At 42.4% G+C, this 15,085-nt stretch carries 11 protein-coding genes; 5 read left to right on the forward strand and 6 right to left on the reverse strand.

The features are described 5' to 3' along the window. Positions 1-44 precede the first annotated feature (44 nt). Positions 45-2,789, reverse strand: a complete 2,745-nt coding sequence (locus tag LEPTO7376_RS06540) for a CHAT domain-containing protein (protein ID WP_015133424.1) — start codon at positions 2,787-2,789, stop codon at positions 45-47. Positions 2,790-3,067: 278 nt separating this feature from the next. After that, positions 3,068-3,859 carry a type IV pilin-like G/H family protein gene (locus LEPTO7376_RS23285; RefSeq protein ID WP_015133425.1) on the reverse strand — a complete coding sequence of 264 codons (792 nt, stop codon included), beginning with the start codon at positions 3,857-3,859 and terminating at the stop codon, positions 3,068-3,070. 231 nt (positions 3,860-4,090) lie between these two features. Between LEPTO7376_RS23285 and LEPTO7376_RS06550 the strand changes: the two genes are divergently transcribed. Continuing rightward, positions 4,091-5,290, forward strand: a complete 1,200-nt coding sequence (locus LEPTO7376_RS06550) for an argininosuccinate synthase (RefSeq protein WP_015133426.1) — start codon at positions 4,091-4,093, stop codon at positions 5,288-5,290. A gap of 641 nt (positions 5,291-5,931) precedes the next feature. Beyond that, positions 5,932-6,603 carry a hypothetical protein gene (locus LEPTO7376_RS06560; RefSeq protein WP_160148397.1) on the forward strand — a complete coding sequence of 224 codons (672 nt, stop codon included), beginning with the start codon at positions 5,932-5,934 and terminating at the stop codon, positions 6,601-6,603. A 57-nt stretch (positions 6,604-6,660) separates the two neighbouring features. Here the strand turns inward: LEPTO7376_RS06560 and pcrA are convergent, their stop codons facing one another. Further along, a complete protein-coding gene (gene pcrA / locus LEPTO7376_RS06565) occupies positions 6,661-9,030 on the reverse strand; it encodes a DNA helicase PcrA (protein WP_015133428.1) in 2,370 nt (789 codons plus the stop codon). A gap of 62 nt (positions 9,031-9,092) precedes the next feature. Continuing rightward, entirely contained in the window at positions 9,093-9,521 is a 429-nt protein-coding gene (locus LEPTO7376_RS06570) for a TerB family tellurite resistance protein (protein WP_015133429.1), read from the reverse strand. Positions 9,522-9,914: 393 nt separating this feature from the next. Between LEPTO7376_RS06570 and LEPTO7376_RS06575 the strand changes: the two genes are divergently transcribed. Beyond that, positions 9,915-11,027, forward strand: a complete 1,113-nt coding sequence (locus LEPTO7376_RS06575) for a DUF3747 domain-containing protein (RefSeq protein WP_015133430.1) — start codon at positions 9,915-9,917, stop codon at positions 11,025-11,027. Here the strand turns inward: LEPTO7376_RS06575 and LEPTO7376_RS06580 are convergent. Next, on the reverse strand, positions 11,004-11,438 hold the full coding sequence (locus LEPTO7376_RS06580; RefSeq protein ID WP_015133431.1) for a hypothetical protein: 435 nt from the start codon (positions 11,436-11,438) through the stop codon (positions 11,004-11,006). The genes LEPTO7376_RS06575 and LEPTO7376_RS06580 overlap by 24 nt on opposite strands. Before the next feature lie 95 nt (positions 11,439-11,533). Further along, positions 11,534-12,613 carry a PIN/TRAM domain-containing protein gene (locus tag LEPTO7376_RS06585; RefSeq protein WP_015133432.1) on the reverse strand — a complete coding sequence of 360 codons (1,080 nt, stop codon included), beginning with the start codon at positions 12,611-12,613 and terminating at the stop codon, positions 11,534-11,536. A gap of 185 nt (positions 12,614-12,798) precedes the next feature. On the opposite strand from LEPTO7376_RS06585, the gene hemW reads away from it, so the two are divergent. Together hemW and LEPTO7376_RS06595 are read left to right on the forward strand one after the other, a co-directional pair. Next, complete coding sequence (hemW, locus tag LEPTO7376_RS06590; protein ID WP_015133433.1) at positions 12,799-14,010, forward strand: radical SAM family heme chaperone HemW; 1,212 nt, start codon at positions 12,799-12,801, stop codon at positions 14,008-14,010. Between the two features lie 87 nt (positions 14,011-14,097). Further along, entirely contained in the window at positions 14,098-15,045 is a 948-nt protein-coding gene (locus LEPTO7376_RS06595) for a GDP-L-fucose synthase (RefSeq protein ID WP_015133434.1), read from the forward strand. Positions 15,046-15,085: the final 40 nt, after the last annotated feature.

The raw sequence follows: 15,085 nt of genomic DNA on the forward strand, positions 1-15,085 counted from the left end.
CCTCAATTCACCAACGCCCTAGTTTTTAGTTTGGGTCTGTCAGTTTAGAGGCCATTGCCAATCAAAATAAACGGTGACCAATAGTAGGGATGAGATGCATTAGGAATAGAATCATCGACCGAAAGATTACCTTTGATCATTCCGATTTGAGCTTGACGAAGTGCTTCTGATTTACTCGCGCCATTGCGCAAACGACCATAAAAATCATTCATCAGAGCTTGAGTGCCGCCATCAGATACTGACCACAATGAGGCGATCGCCGCCTTTGCTCCAGCATCTTGCATCAAGTACCCAAAGCCCAAAATTTCCTCACCATTACCAAGTTCTCCACCCACCGCCGTTTGGCAGGCACTCAGCACAATCAATTCGACATTGGTCAAAAACCATGAATCCTGAACTTCTTGGAGGGTAATGCGCTGTCCATCACCCATAAGAATAAACGAATCTTTTGGCTCACCAGGCACGAATGCCGCATGGGTCGCAAAATGCACGATATTGAAATTGTCCATCAGCGGAACCGTCTCAGTCTTACTGAAATTGTTGTCGAATAATGTCGTTGTGTCAGGAATCGCACTCGCGATATTATTCACCTCAACTCCCGCAAACGGTAGACCAGCAAAGGAAAAATCCCGTTGCCCTGCCTGAAAATCGAATTCTCCTTGGGTAAAAGCACCAGCCAAAATATTGAGAACATTCGGCGGCTGACTCGTGAAGTCCGTTAAACTCGCCGCAGTAATATTATTTACCCGAAATTTTTCGACTAACCAGCGATCGCCATCATTGAGCGCCACCAATGGCACATAACGCAACTGATCATCCGGCGCATAAATAATCGTTGTGGCTCCAGCTGCTTGCAAATCTGCTTCGATAGGTGCAATCAGCCAATTATACAGTTGACGAGCTGGCTCAACCACTGTGTTGAAGCGCACAGTCGTTAACCCTTTACGCATTTCTGCAATAGTTGCATTAAGCTCATCCCTCGACACATTCACCGTATGACGGATTGGTGGCGCATAGGGACTCGCTAAAATCAGTTCCAAGCGATCTTCCAATACCAATGGATAGAGAATCACTGAACGATCTTCCAAACCCCGCAAATTATCTGCCACTCGCCGCAAGGTATTCAGACTCAAGTTCTGTTCACGGGCAGTTTCGCTCACCTTTTGTAAGGCAGCCTTTACCTCTGGGCTTCGAGTAAATTCACTAAACTCCCGCGTCAAGTCCTGTTGCAATGCCGTGATTTGTGCAATGCGTTGTTGCTGCGCTGGCGTCAGTTCAACTTTAGGGGTACGGCGTAATACCAATAATTCCTTACCGAGGGCGATCGCCTGATCCCTCAGAGGACGGTAAGCAGCCAATACTTTTTCTTCCGAGGGCAAAGTGGTCACAGCCTCAACAGTCATTTCATTCGCTTCGACATTCCCGAGATATTCATCCAGTTCCTGCACCTTTAGCAAATCCACTGCTTGTTGCGCCTCAGCAGGGCGATTATCTTCCAACAATAAATCGCTTAACCGTCGATACACAGGCGAAAACAACTGAGATTTTGAAAAAGTTGAATCTCCCAGAATTGCTGTCAATTCTTCTCGGCGTGCCTCAAAAACCTGCACCGCTTGCTTATAAAACAAAATAGCTAGCTCACGGTTACCCAAAACATTTTGAGTCGCACCCATCTCTGCCAAAGCTTCCGCCTCTAAACCTCTCAAACCCATTTGGTTATAGAGAACCGCAGCTTGCTGAAGAAAATCAAAAGACTCCGCATAATTGCCACGACGTTGGTGACTAATACTTAAATTCCGTAAAATTGACCCTTGCTCAGTCAGGTCACTCACTTGTTGCGCCAACCCAAGTGCCTCATTATAAAAATCTACGGCAGCCTGATGATTCCCTTCCTGCAACTCCAGTGAACCCAACCGATTCAAAATTTGCCCGCGCTGCCGTATCAAATTCGGAGCATTACCCGCTGCCTCTAAGGCTTCTTGATAAGATTGTTTCGCTAGGCTGTTTTGACGCTGCCGCTTTTGCAAATCACCGATAGCTAGTAGGGAAGCAGTCGATGCTGTCTTATTTTGGGTCGTGCGGGCCAACTGAAGAGCTGAACGATAATTTTTGATGGCCTCTGGAAACTGCCGTTGCTGACGGGCAAGATCCGCCATACTTTGCCGCACCAGAATTTCACCTTCTGGATGGTCCAGTGTCTGGAATGAGCTAAGAGCCTGCTCATAAAAACTTTTCGCTTTGGTTGTATTGACTAGAGCTTGCTCAACTTTGCCGAGATGAAGATTGCTATAGGCGATATTGAGCTGTTTTGCTGACTCGCTATTTGATGAAGATTCAAGCTGGGCGATCGCCTGTTGATAGCTCGTTCGAGCATCACTCGTACCACCACTAGCAAACTGAATTTCACCCACCAAATTTAAGCTCTCAGCAATCTGGAGGCGATCGCCACTTTTCTGTGCAAACTCTAGAGATTGCTGAGCATAAGCTAAAGCTGGGTGCAATTCGCCAATTACTGGAATGATGTCGTTAAAAATATCTTGTGCCGTATCTCGGACAAGAATCGCCGCTTCCGAATAAGTTTGTTCTGCTAAAGCGACTTGACCTTGCTGAGTATAAGACTGAGCTTGGTTTTCGAGAGATTGAACTTGCTGCTGGAATGACCCTTCTGATGCGGCCTGTGCCAGTACAGAAGAAGCTGTATTCACTACCGGTAAATCAGTAATGCCCAACGATAGAGTTAGAGAGAAAGAGGCGATCGCCCACCGTATCCACAACTTTGACTTTGTCATCAACCCTACTCCAGTCCATCAGACAACTACGGCTTCTACTTACCTTAGTTGTAATTACGGACAATATTGTTCCGCTGACATCCCACAAAAATCTTTAAATCCTACTGTTACCCAACACGACTTTCACACATAAGTATCACTGAATATACAGATATTAAGCTTTTCGGCCAAATCTGGAACCTATACACACTAAAAAAGATGCCGCTACTTCAGTAGCGGCATCTTTGAATTTCAGAAGTGTAGAAACTTCATACCGAAGACTCTAAACACTCAGATAATTACTGACCAACGTTCTGTGCATTTTGAGCAACAACTGTATCACCAGCTGCACCACCTCCACCGCGACAAATGACTTCATCGGTAGCTGCAAGACCTGAAAGCTCAGCAATAGCTGTAGGAGCAAGAACACCAGCACTACTAGGAGCAATTGTATTACCACTAGCAGTGGAAATAGCAGTCCCAGGAGTTCCGTTCAAATCTTCTTCTTCACATAAAACTGCAAGAGTAGTAGATTCATTAGTAGAATCACCAGGAACTAGAAGTGCAACTCCCATATAGTCACGAACGGCTTCCTGATTCTCAGATACTGCAAACGCCATACTGAAACTTGCATAACCATCGAAACCGTTTCGGTCATCAGTACAACCAAAGTTTGCGGTTGCACATGCAGTAGCAGGAGCATCTTCCTGAACACCAAGACCGCCACCAGCAGTTCTACCAACACCTACTGTATCTAAAGCACGGTTAGCTTCCATATCTGCTTGAGTTGCAGCATTACCGTAGGAATAGTTCTCAGTGGCAAGCTGCAAACCAAGACCAAGGCCGAAAATATTTGTAGAGAAAAGTTGCTTCTCTAGGTAGTAAGCTTGCTGACCACGGTTGATTGCACCGAGAGCTTGCTTTGCTTCAGATTGACGTGCTTTGTTCGCTTGGTTCAAGAACGCAGGAAGAGCGATCGCCGAAAGAATACCGATAATAATGATTACAACGAGAAGTTCGATGAGGGTGAAACCTTTTTCAGCTTTCTTGCTATTTAGTTGCTGAAGAAGTTGGTAGTAAAAGTTTTTCATTGGGGGCTCCATTCAGGGTGATTTAGACTTTTCTATCTGTGTTAGACCTAAGTTACCCACGCTCACAAAATACATATCACTTTCCCAAAAAAAAAATTTTCTCCTTTAAAATTCAGCATGTCAGCGTTTATTGATAGCCCCAAAAGTCCTGCTTTATCAAGGTTTTTCCGCGACAACCACACGCTATAATCTGCCTTGATTCATCTTAAATATTGAGTAGTAGTGAAAATTATGGGTCGCGCAGATAAAGTTGTCTTGGCTTATTCCGGTGGTGTTGATACATCCGTTTGTATTCCTTACATGATGGAGGAATGGGGTGTAAAAGAAATTATTACCCTCGCGGCAGATTTGGGTCAGGGTGAAGAGCTTGGCCCAGTAAAACAAAAGGCTTTGGACTCTGGTGCAGTTGTTTCTCTGGTCGAGGATGGCCGAGAGGAATTTATTACGGACTATGCTTTTCCTGCGATTAAGGCTAATGCTCTTTATGAAAATCGTTATCCTCTAGCAACGGCTTTGGCACGTCCTTTAATTGCCAAAATGCTGGTCAGGGCTGCGGAGAAATATGGTGCGGATGCTGTTGCTCACGGCTGTACGGCAAAGGGAAATGACCAAGTTCGTTTTGATTTGGGAATCTTGGCGCAAAATCCTGAGATTACAGTTTTGGCTCCAGCGCGGGAATGGGGTATGAGCCGAGAGGAAACGATCGCCTATGGTGAACGATTTGGGATTCCTTCTCCGGTGAAAAAGTCTTCTCCTTATAGTATTGATAAAAATTTGCTCGGCCGCAGTATCGAAGCAGGTCCTCTTGAAGACCCTATGTGTGAGCCTCCAGAAGAAATTTTCGAGATGGTCAAGGCGATCGCCGACACACCGGATGAGCCTGAATATCTTGAGATTGGATTTGAAAAAGGCATTCCTGTAACAGTTAATGGTGATGGTCTTGCTCCCATCGCGTTGATTGAAAAGATTAATGAGATTGTCGGTGGCCATGGTGTTGGTCGTGTGGACATGATCGAAAACCGTGTCGTTGGCATTAAGTCCCGCGAAATTTACGAATCTCCAGCAATGGAAATGCTAATTAAGGCACACCGTGATTTGGAAAGTCTCACGCTTACTGCGGATGTCACTCAGTACAAGCGCGGCATGGAAGAAACTTACACCCACATGATCTATCGTGGTTTGTGGTTCTCTCCTCTCAAACAAGCTATCGATGCATTTATTGAGCAGACTCAAGAGCGTGTTTCTGGTGTAGTTCGCATCAAACTCTTTAAGGGCAATGCAACAATTGTGGGTCGCCGTTCTGAAAAATCTATCTACACTCCAGATCTGGCAACTTACGGTGCGGACGACAAGTTCGACCACAAGGCTGCGGAAGGATTCATCTACATTTGGGGTCTACCTACTCGCGTTTGGGCACAGACAAACAAATAATTTTCAATTAATTCCAGCACTTAATTACTGGATAAATGATGTTTGTGATTTTAGGCTCTGGCTTTTGGTATGAAAGTCAGAGCTTTTTTTAGGAGGCGATCGCCACACTCAATGAAAGTCACAATCAAGAAAAACAGCTTTTTGTCTTTAAAGCAGGCCAATTTTTTGAAAAACTGCCGCTAATGTTAGATGTGCCTTACCCAACCACAATGGGGGCGATCAGTAACACAGACTTATTTGTTCTCAACGAATACTAGTTTTCGAAAATTACGACAAATCTATCCATACCTAGCCGAAGATATCTCCCAAGAATTGGCGTTACGAAAAGAAGTGCCCGAAGGATATCGCAAAGAATCACAAGTACTAAGCATGACAACTGCAACAGAATCTAATCCAGTAATTTGGATACACAAAAAACTTCAAGAACTTTTTACAAAACCATTTATCTAGAACACTTCATTAGAATGATCTGTTGTTAATCAGAAAAAATGCTGTGATTTATCCATTTTTAGGCACTTAAACGACCTATTTTGTTCATCATCAGCACAAAAAAAAATTATCCGGAAACTATACAAAAACATCAATAATATTTTTAGCCGAATAATATAACCAAATAAGATACCAAAACTATCTAAGCGTTATTGCGCGGACGGTTTTTTAGAGTAGAATCATTAACATCATCAAGACCTCTAAAAACCGGAAAGCATCATCTCAGTATTGTATTGATCAGGGCAAATCACCAATACTTTATTCCAAAGTTTTGTGAGAGGGCATCTATGCTATCGCAATCCTCACCCGTTTCTTATTTTCATATTAAGCAAAAATTTATTGGGCAAATACTGATTGATGCGGGTTTAGTCGCACAACCGCAGTTAGATCTTGCTCTAGCTAATCAACACATGCCCATTTATAACCATTTAAGGTTGGGTGAAATTTTCACGTTGAGAGGCTGGGTTTCCCAAAAAACCTTAGATTTTTTTGTCTATCGTTGGCCAAAACTGATTGTAGAAGTCAGAAAAAATGGCAGAAAAATCAAACTCGGCCAATGTCTCTACGAAGCCGATCTAATTTCACGTGAGCAGGCTTTAATCGTCCTAAAAAGAAGAAAACAGACGAATGAAAATCTCTATGGCTTAATGCTTTCCTACGGATATTTAAGAGAAAAGACATTATATTACTTTATTGGAAATCTCTATCCTCAGACTCAAGCAAAACGTAAACTGCGCACTCTGAAAAAATTTCGAAAAAGCCACATCATTAAAGATGTAGCTATCAGATCAGATCAGAAAGAAACATTCTGTCTCAATTATTGAAAACATCAATAAGTGAGTAGTTATTCTAAGCAGCCATAAGCTTGAAATTTGTAGTTTCTAAATCTTCTTCATCGGAGCAACGCGAGGATCAATAATTTTCTTGCCAAGGTTTGGAAAAAGAATTGCAAGATTAGTTTTCTTACCATCGCCAAAAATATGGGTGACTTCCCCTTCTCCAAAAGTGTTGTGATTCACGCGATCGCCCACCTCCCATTTCTGCTGAGTGATTTGTACCCTTGCAGTTTGTCGCTCTCGCCGTTTTTGTGACCGTTGCTTTTGGCTAATGGACATCGTTTTCGGTTCCTGGCTGGGAGCTTCTTTTTGCAGTGATCGCACGTTAGAAACAACCAAATCCTTCGGGAGTTCTGCTAAAAACTGAGACGCAACAGCAGGTTCGCGGTAACCCCACATAAATCGTTCGCGAACATAGCTTAAGAAGAGTTGTTCTTGGGCGCGGGTTATGCCGACATAACAAAGACGACGTTCTTCTTCCAAAGCAACAGGGTCATTAAGCGATCTTTGATGAGGAAGTAATTTTTGCTCCAAACCTACAAGAAACACTACAGGAAACTCTAAACCTTTAGCTGCATGAAGACTCATCAAAGAAACTTTCTGCGTATTTTCATCGTTATTATCGGAGTCAGTATTAAGAGATGCATCAGCTAAAAACACTTCCAATGAATCATTTTCATTTTCTTCTGCTATCGAAATAGCTTTGTTGTAAAGCTGCCCAATATTTTCTATTCTGCTATCTGCTTCATCTGTTCCTTTTTGTTGTAGAGCATTAATATAACCAGAATCTTTCATGAGACTATCTAGAATTTGAGCTGCGCTAAGTTCAGTTTTATGCTCTTGCATCTCTTTGATCAAAGTAGCAAATTGATTAATCTTTTTTGCTGCACGACCTGCAATCGTAGCAACAGATGTCTCATCACTAATGATTTCCCACAAAGAACAACCTAATTCTTGCGCAACTGAGCTTAGTCTATCCACTGTTGTCTTTCCAATTCCGCGCTTAGGAGTATTAATCACTCTCGTTAAACTCACTGAATCAAAAGAGTTTTCAACAATTTTCAAATAAGCCAATGCATCTTTTATTTCCTGACGATCATAAAATTTAAATCCTCCAACAACTTGATAGGGAATATTTCGACTATTCAATAACTCTTCAAGAGGACGGGATTGGGCATTTGTACGATAGAGAATCGCAAAATCACCCCAATCTAATTCAGGATTATTACGACGCAATCCCATCATCTGCGCTAAAACAAATCGAGCTTCATCATTTTCGTTATCAGCTTTGTGGCAATAGATTTCTTCCCCAGCACCTCTCGTTGCCCGTAGGACTTTATCAATCCGCTGACTGTTTTGCTCAATGAGCGCATTAGCCGCCTTGAGAATATTTTCCCGCGAACGATAATTTTCCTCTAGCTTCACCATCGTGCGCGTATCTTCATCGGGCAAACCATCCCCGAAATTCTCTTGGAATTCCAGCAAAATAGTGTAATCTGCCATACGGAATGAATAGATGGACTGGTCTGCATCTCCCACCGCAAACAGCGACCGATTTTTCCAAGTCCAAGCACTGCGGTCAGTTTCATTGTTGGTACTCAGCATACGAATCAAATCATACTGAATACGGTTTGTATCCTGATATTCATCAACAAGAATATGGTGAAATTGACTGTGCCAATAACCCAAAATCGATTCATTCTGCTGAAACAATCGCACAGGAATCAAAATTAGATCATCAAAATCTAGGGCATTATTTGCCGCTAAAGAATTTTGGTATGCCTCATAAACTTCCGCGACAATCTTTGCTTTATAACCACCTCCTTCCGACCGCATGTAGTCATTAGGTGATAGACCTAGATTTTTGGCATTACTAATCTGATAACGGATATTGCGGGGATTGAATTTTTTATCATCTAAATTGAGCTGTTGGGTAACAATTTTTTTGATGATTGTTTGTACATCACTGTCATCAAAAATTGTAAAATTCCGCTTCCAAGTTCTACCTTTTTCATCCTGGTATTTGTTAATGTCAAATCGCAAAATCCGACAGCACAAACTGTGGAATGTCCCAATCCATAGATGTTTGGTGACTTGCTTATACACCTGCGATCGCAGCTTCTTTTGTTCAAATTCAGGTAATGCACTAAAAGGCTTATTGTGGTGGAGCTCTGCCAACTGTTGCGCGTAGAGTAGTTCCACTCGCTCTTTCATCTCACGGGCAGCTTTATTTGTAAAAGTCACTGCCAAAATATTCTCCGGATCAACACGATGTTGTCGGATCAGATTTGCAATGCGAAAAGTTAATGCCCGAGTTTTACCAGAACCTGCACCCGCTACCACCAACAAAGGGCCACAAAAATGCTCCACAGCACGACGTTGGGAAGGGTTGAGTTGTGCGAGCAAATCAGACATGGGGCAGGGTTAGTTAGAAAAATTGATGACTACCCATTGTAAAACATCCATCATGGCTGTTTTTATTCTTTATCTAGCTCGGCGATCGCCCCACGATACATTTTCTGAATAGACTTAAGCGCACGTTGGAAAGGAGATTTGCCGTTTTTAACTTCTATTTCTAGAGATTGAATCTTGTGGAGAAGTTTTGCCTCTTCGGTATCGATAACGCTATCGCTATAGACAAGTTTACTGACCGCATCAACCATTTCTTGATATTCTGCTTCGGTTGCTTGATCGCCAACATATTCTTCAACGAGACGATAGCATTCATCTGGCTTGGTTTGCACAGCTTCAGAGAGCAGAGAACGAATTTCAGGGTCTTCTGCTAAAGAATTTTGCTCAGCCATCTTATGGAGATATTGGCGTTCTTCTTGCTGAATTTCACCATCGATCCATGCAGCGCTACAAAGAATTTTAAAAAGTTGCTTGTCTTTATCGAGGGTTTTCATAGTTGGTTTCGGGGGTGGTATTTACGGTTCAAGAAATCGGCAACCCCGGCGATCGCTTTAAGGTGCGAAAAATAAAACACCTCGAGCAGAAAAGTTTGTTGTCACATTCTTGACTATTTCTAGGCTAAACCTGGTTTCTTTCGAGTGGCAGCTTTCCGTTGGATATCTTAAAAAATAAACTGGGTCAATTTATCCCTTCAAAAATCTGTCTAATTTTCGCTTTTCTATTAGCAATATCTAACAAAATTCTGAGTACTGGATTTGTGTGAAATTTCACTTTTTTTACAGCCATCTCCCATTAGGGATGCTAAAATTTCGGGCAAATAGGCAACTATTTATCTGGTAATTTGTCTGAAACAAAGGTAGATAGTTGTATCTGACAGAAATAAAGCTATGAAAATTCGATTTCCTTTGTCTTTACTCTTGGCAAGTACTGCAATGTATTTTGGTCTGTGGGGACACTCGCAAGCCAATGCCACTCTCTTCGGCGCTAATCAGATTGATGAATCCGAGGCTGTGGCGATCGCCGTACCGATCAATGACGGGGAATCTTATAATCTCGTAATTTTGGAGCAGCTCAACCAACAGCGACAATGTTGGCGTGAACAGGGTGATAGTCCAACGGTTATTGATCCACTATTACTCAGTTTTGATTTCACAGGAATTTGCGGACGCAGTACAGATTCCAATGGCTATTCCCTGAGGCTTGGTGGGGAAGATATGGCTTGGAAATATGATTTACGCCTTGTATTTGAGCGTAACGAACTAAAACTAAAAGCATTTAATTCTAGCAATCCATGGCGATCGCCTATTGAAGTTGGCAGCACAAGAGGATTAGCCAAAGGCACTTTAAAAATTCATCTCAACGCAGGTTGGACCCTTGGGAAACGCACTTATCAAGGCAAGACATTAGGCCATATCTATATGGTGAATGAAAATTCTGCTAATCAGTTAGTCGCCAATGTTCCAAGCCATGCGTCAGTCTCTAGCCCAAAAACAACCCCAACAACCAACATTGGAACACAAACAAATCGGAATTTTAGTAATCGAGATACCGATAATACCGTTCAGATTTTTGTGCCACCTCCACAGCAAGCAACAGCGATAAACATTCCAGCTGCTCCAACAGTACAATCTACTAATTTCTCAACTGTCAGTACCAGCACCAATGGTTTAGCTCCTGTGCCTGTGCCAAATCGATCTATTCCCACCAATGATTCTGATTCATCTGGTTATGTCCGCTTAAATTCTGGCAATCTACAGCCACCACCACCACCCATTTCCCTTGCCCAATCTCTCGGACTGAAGTACAAAGTCATTGTTAATGCCACAACTAATTGGCAAAAGACTAACCTCAAGAAAATTGTTCCTGACGCGTTTAATACATGGGTAGGCGATCGCCGTCTGATGCAAGCAGGAGCTTTCGCTGATGAGATTGAAGCTCAAGAATTGCAGGAACGTCTACGGGAAGCTGGCTTTAGCTCAGAAATTGTGACCATTCGCTAGGCGATCAACAATCTCAGGAAAATCACGAAAAATCCTTGGCGAAAGCTTAATCGTTCTAATTCTTGGGTTGCCAACATCAAGGGCATAGTATTGCCCCAACCCAAGAATTCCTTGCTTCTTTTCAAAGCGACTAATTTCTTCCCAACGCACAAAAATTGGTGGATAGCCTAACCGAAATAATTCAAAAGGGCTGACATACAAACCCTGTGCATTCACTCCGATACTAACGCAGTTACGATAACGAACCATACCAATATAGGCCGTAGTCATCCGCACAGTTTTCCCCTGAAATTTACTGTGATAGCCATACTTTTGTGCAAGTTTATCCCAACCACTTAACTTAATAAACAGAAAAAGATTTACCGCCAGGATAAGAATAAAGATAAATACAAAAGGTATTGAGTCAAACATTTCTCATGATAAGGCGATCACCTCAAATAAAAAATTCACGAAGATGTATTATAAATATTTTCTAAAATAAAAAATCAAAACTATCTCTAGTCACTTTATGTGGCAGCAGTAGAAGCAAGCTTCGCAAAAATCATACGACCAGCAGAAGTTTGTAAAGAAGAAGTAACTGTAACTTGCACATCTTCTCCCATAACAGTTTGACCTTCTTCAACAACAACCATTGTGCCATCTTCAAGATAGCCAACACCTTGTTTTTCTTCTCGTCCTTCCTTAAGGATTTTTAAATCAAGGCCATCACCAGGTAAATAGATTGGTCGGATTGCTTGGGCTAGATCATTAATATTGAGAATTTCAACCTTTTGGAGATTAGCCACCTTTTGAAGATTATAGTCATTGGTTAATAAAACCCCATTAATCTCTTGGCTAAGGTGAACTAATTTTGCGTCAACTGTAGGAATATCATCATAGTCAGCAGGATTAATAGTAATCCGCTTTGGAAATCGATTTTGCATATTCTGAAGAATATCTAAACCGCGACGACCTCTCGCTCTTTTTTGATCATTGCTCGCATCAGCTAACTGTTGAAGTTCATTTAAAACAAACATTGGAACTAAAAGTTGTCCTTCAATAAAACCTGTTTTTAAAAGTTCCTCTAAACGACCATCAATTATGCAACTGGTATCTACAATTTTTGTGGGAGCTGGACGTAATGTTCCTTCTGCAACGAGTAATGTATCCAAACTATTTGGGCTCACTAAACGCAAGAAACTACGGCCATGAACATCTGCTAAACTGACGCCGAGATAGGCAAAGCTAATACTGCCAAGGATTGCAAACGTTGGTTTTAGGAACCCAAATTCTATGGGAATTGGTAAAAGGAAAATTGGCGCAAGCATCAAATTTGCAACCAACAAACCAATAACTAAGCCCACGGCACGGGTCACAATAATTTCGATGGGTGTCTGACGAAATTGTGATTCGAGACGACGGTAGGTACTTTGGGCCAGTAAGCCGACGGATAATCCTAAAAGTGATGCAAATCCTGCCCCAATCCAACGGAGAGCTTCAAGATTGGAAGCTTGGTCGCGCACTGAAGCGGGAAGTAAATCGATTACATCAAACCCTACAAGGGCGATCGCCACGACAAAGATAAGGACAAGAAAAACATCAAACATAGGCTTAGATCCATCTACGAAATCCCATGTTTTACGGGAAAGCGGGAAAAAATAAGGATAATGTCCTCATTATATCGATGAGGTTTCCTGGCGTTTTGATTTAGTCACCATCTTCACAAATAACAAAATTCCCGAAAGCTCAGTAGATTTTTTATGGTTCGTCTCACTCCAAAAGCTAAATCAACATGAATGAGTTCACCCAAACTCCAGTGACGAGTGCTTATATCCATCTGCCTTTTTGTATTCAGCGTTGTTTTTACTGTGATTTTCCAATTTCTGTGGTGGGCGATCGCCGTTCAGATGGCATCCGCGCCCGTATGGAGGAATATGTTATGTTGCTTTGCCGAGAGATCACAGCGACGCCGATTTTGGGTGGAGAACTAAACACTGTTTTTTTTGGTGGTGGAACACCCTCACTTCTACCCATTGATCTATTGGAAGAAATTCTATGTGTAATCAATAAGAAATTTGGAATGTGTACAGATGTGGAAATATCTCTAGAAATTGATCCAGGCACCTTTTCTTTAGAACAATTGATCTGGTACAAAGATATTGGTGTAAACCGTGTAAGTCTAGGTGTGCAAGCTTTTCAAGACTGTCTACTCAAAAATAGTGGGCGATCGCACACGGTAATAGATATAGTGAGTGCGTGTGATCATATTCGGCAGAGTGCGATCGCCTGGAGCTTAGATCTAATTTCTGGATTGCCTGATCAGACTCTCGAAAATTGGCAGGATTCTCTACAACAGGCGATCGCCTTCAATCCTCACCATATTTCCAGTTACGATTTGGTCGTTGAGCCCCAAACACCCTTTGGTAAACAATACGAACCGGGCGAAAAACCGCTCCCCTCTGACCAACACACCGCCGATATGTACCGAATTGCGAGTCAAACACTCCGTGATACAGGCTATGACCATTACGAAGTGTCTAACTACGCAAAACCTGGCTATCAATGTCGTCACAATCGGGTCTACTGGGAAAATCGTCCTTATTACGCCTTTGGCATGGGTGCTGCCAGTTTCACAAACAGTCAAAGATTCTCCCGTCCTCGCACGCGCCGTGAGTATTACGAATGGGTCGAACAATATGAGCAACTACAAGGTCAGCTCAACGTAGAAAAACTCACGCAGGGCGATCACCTTCTAGAAACCTTGATGTTGGGACTACGTTTAACCGAAGGCATCCCACTTTCCCACCTGATCGCCGAATTCGGACAGACGACCGTTAATCAAATTATGGATATTCTCAAACCTTCCATTGCTAAAAATTGGGTCACTGTGAAAACTAATGCAGCAGGCGATCGCCAAAATATTGCTTTAACGGATCCAGAAGGTCTTCTCTTTTCAAACACGATTTTGTCTGGATTGTTCCAACATCTTGATGCAGACCTCTAATCCTCCAGAAATCTTTATCACAGCTTTGTAAGGAGAGAAGAATTCTTTCGGTAAAATAAGCACGCATTTCCTCCTACCCAGATCACTATGATTGACCTTTCACAGAAAAAAATCCTTGTTACAGGCGGCGCAGGCTTTCTTGGTAAACAAGTTGTCCAACAGCTTATTGAAGCAGGCGCGCAATCTGAAAATATTACGATTCCTCGTTCTAAAGATTATGACCTTTGTCAGTTAGCCGCTTGCCAAGAGGTTGTTAAAGGTCAAGACATTGTGATTCACCTTGCTGCCCATGTTGGTGGTATTGGTCTCAACCGTGAAAAACCTGCTGAGCTTTTCTATGACAACCTCATGATGGGTGTCCAACTCATCCATAGTGCTTACGAATCAGGCGTTGAAAAATTTGTCTGTGTTGGTACTATTTGTGCTTACCCAAAATTCACACCAGTTCCCTTTAAAGAAGAAGACTTATGGATTGGCTATCCCGAAGAAACGAATGCCCCCTATGGCATCGCTAAAAAAGCGTTACTCGTTCAACTTGAATCCTATCGATTGCAGTATGGCTTTAACGGTGTTTACCTCCTTCCGGTAAACCTCTATGGTCCTGAAGATAATTTCAACCCTGCTAGCTCTCACGTTATCCCAGCATTAATTCGTAAAGTTCATGAAGCACAGCAAGTGGGTGCAACTGAGCTAAAAGTATGGGGAGATGGAAGTCCCACTCGTGAGTTTCTTTATTCTACTGATGCTGCCCGAGGAATTGTGATGGCAGCTCAAGATTACGATAGTTCCGATCCCGTTAACCTCGGTACTAACTTTGAAATCTCCATCAAAGATCTCGTCGAGTTGATTTGTGAGCTGATGGAATTTAAAGGGGAATTGATTTGGGAAACAGACAAACCTAATGGCCAGCCTCGTCGTTGTCTTGATACCCAACGTGCAAAAGAACGATTCGGTTTTGAGGCAAAGATGACCTTACGTGATGGAATGAAAGCAACTATCGATTGGTATCGTAAAAACGCAGACTCAGTTGCCTAGATACCTTAATATTTTGAGGGAATCTGGAAAGAGTTCTATG

It is taken from the genome of [Leptolyngbya] sp. PCC 7376 (assembly GCF_000316605.1).
GTDB lineage: Bacteria > Cyanobacteriota > Cyanobacteriia > Cyanobacteriales > MRBY01 > MRBY01.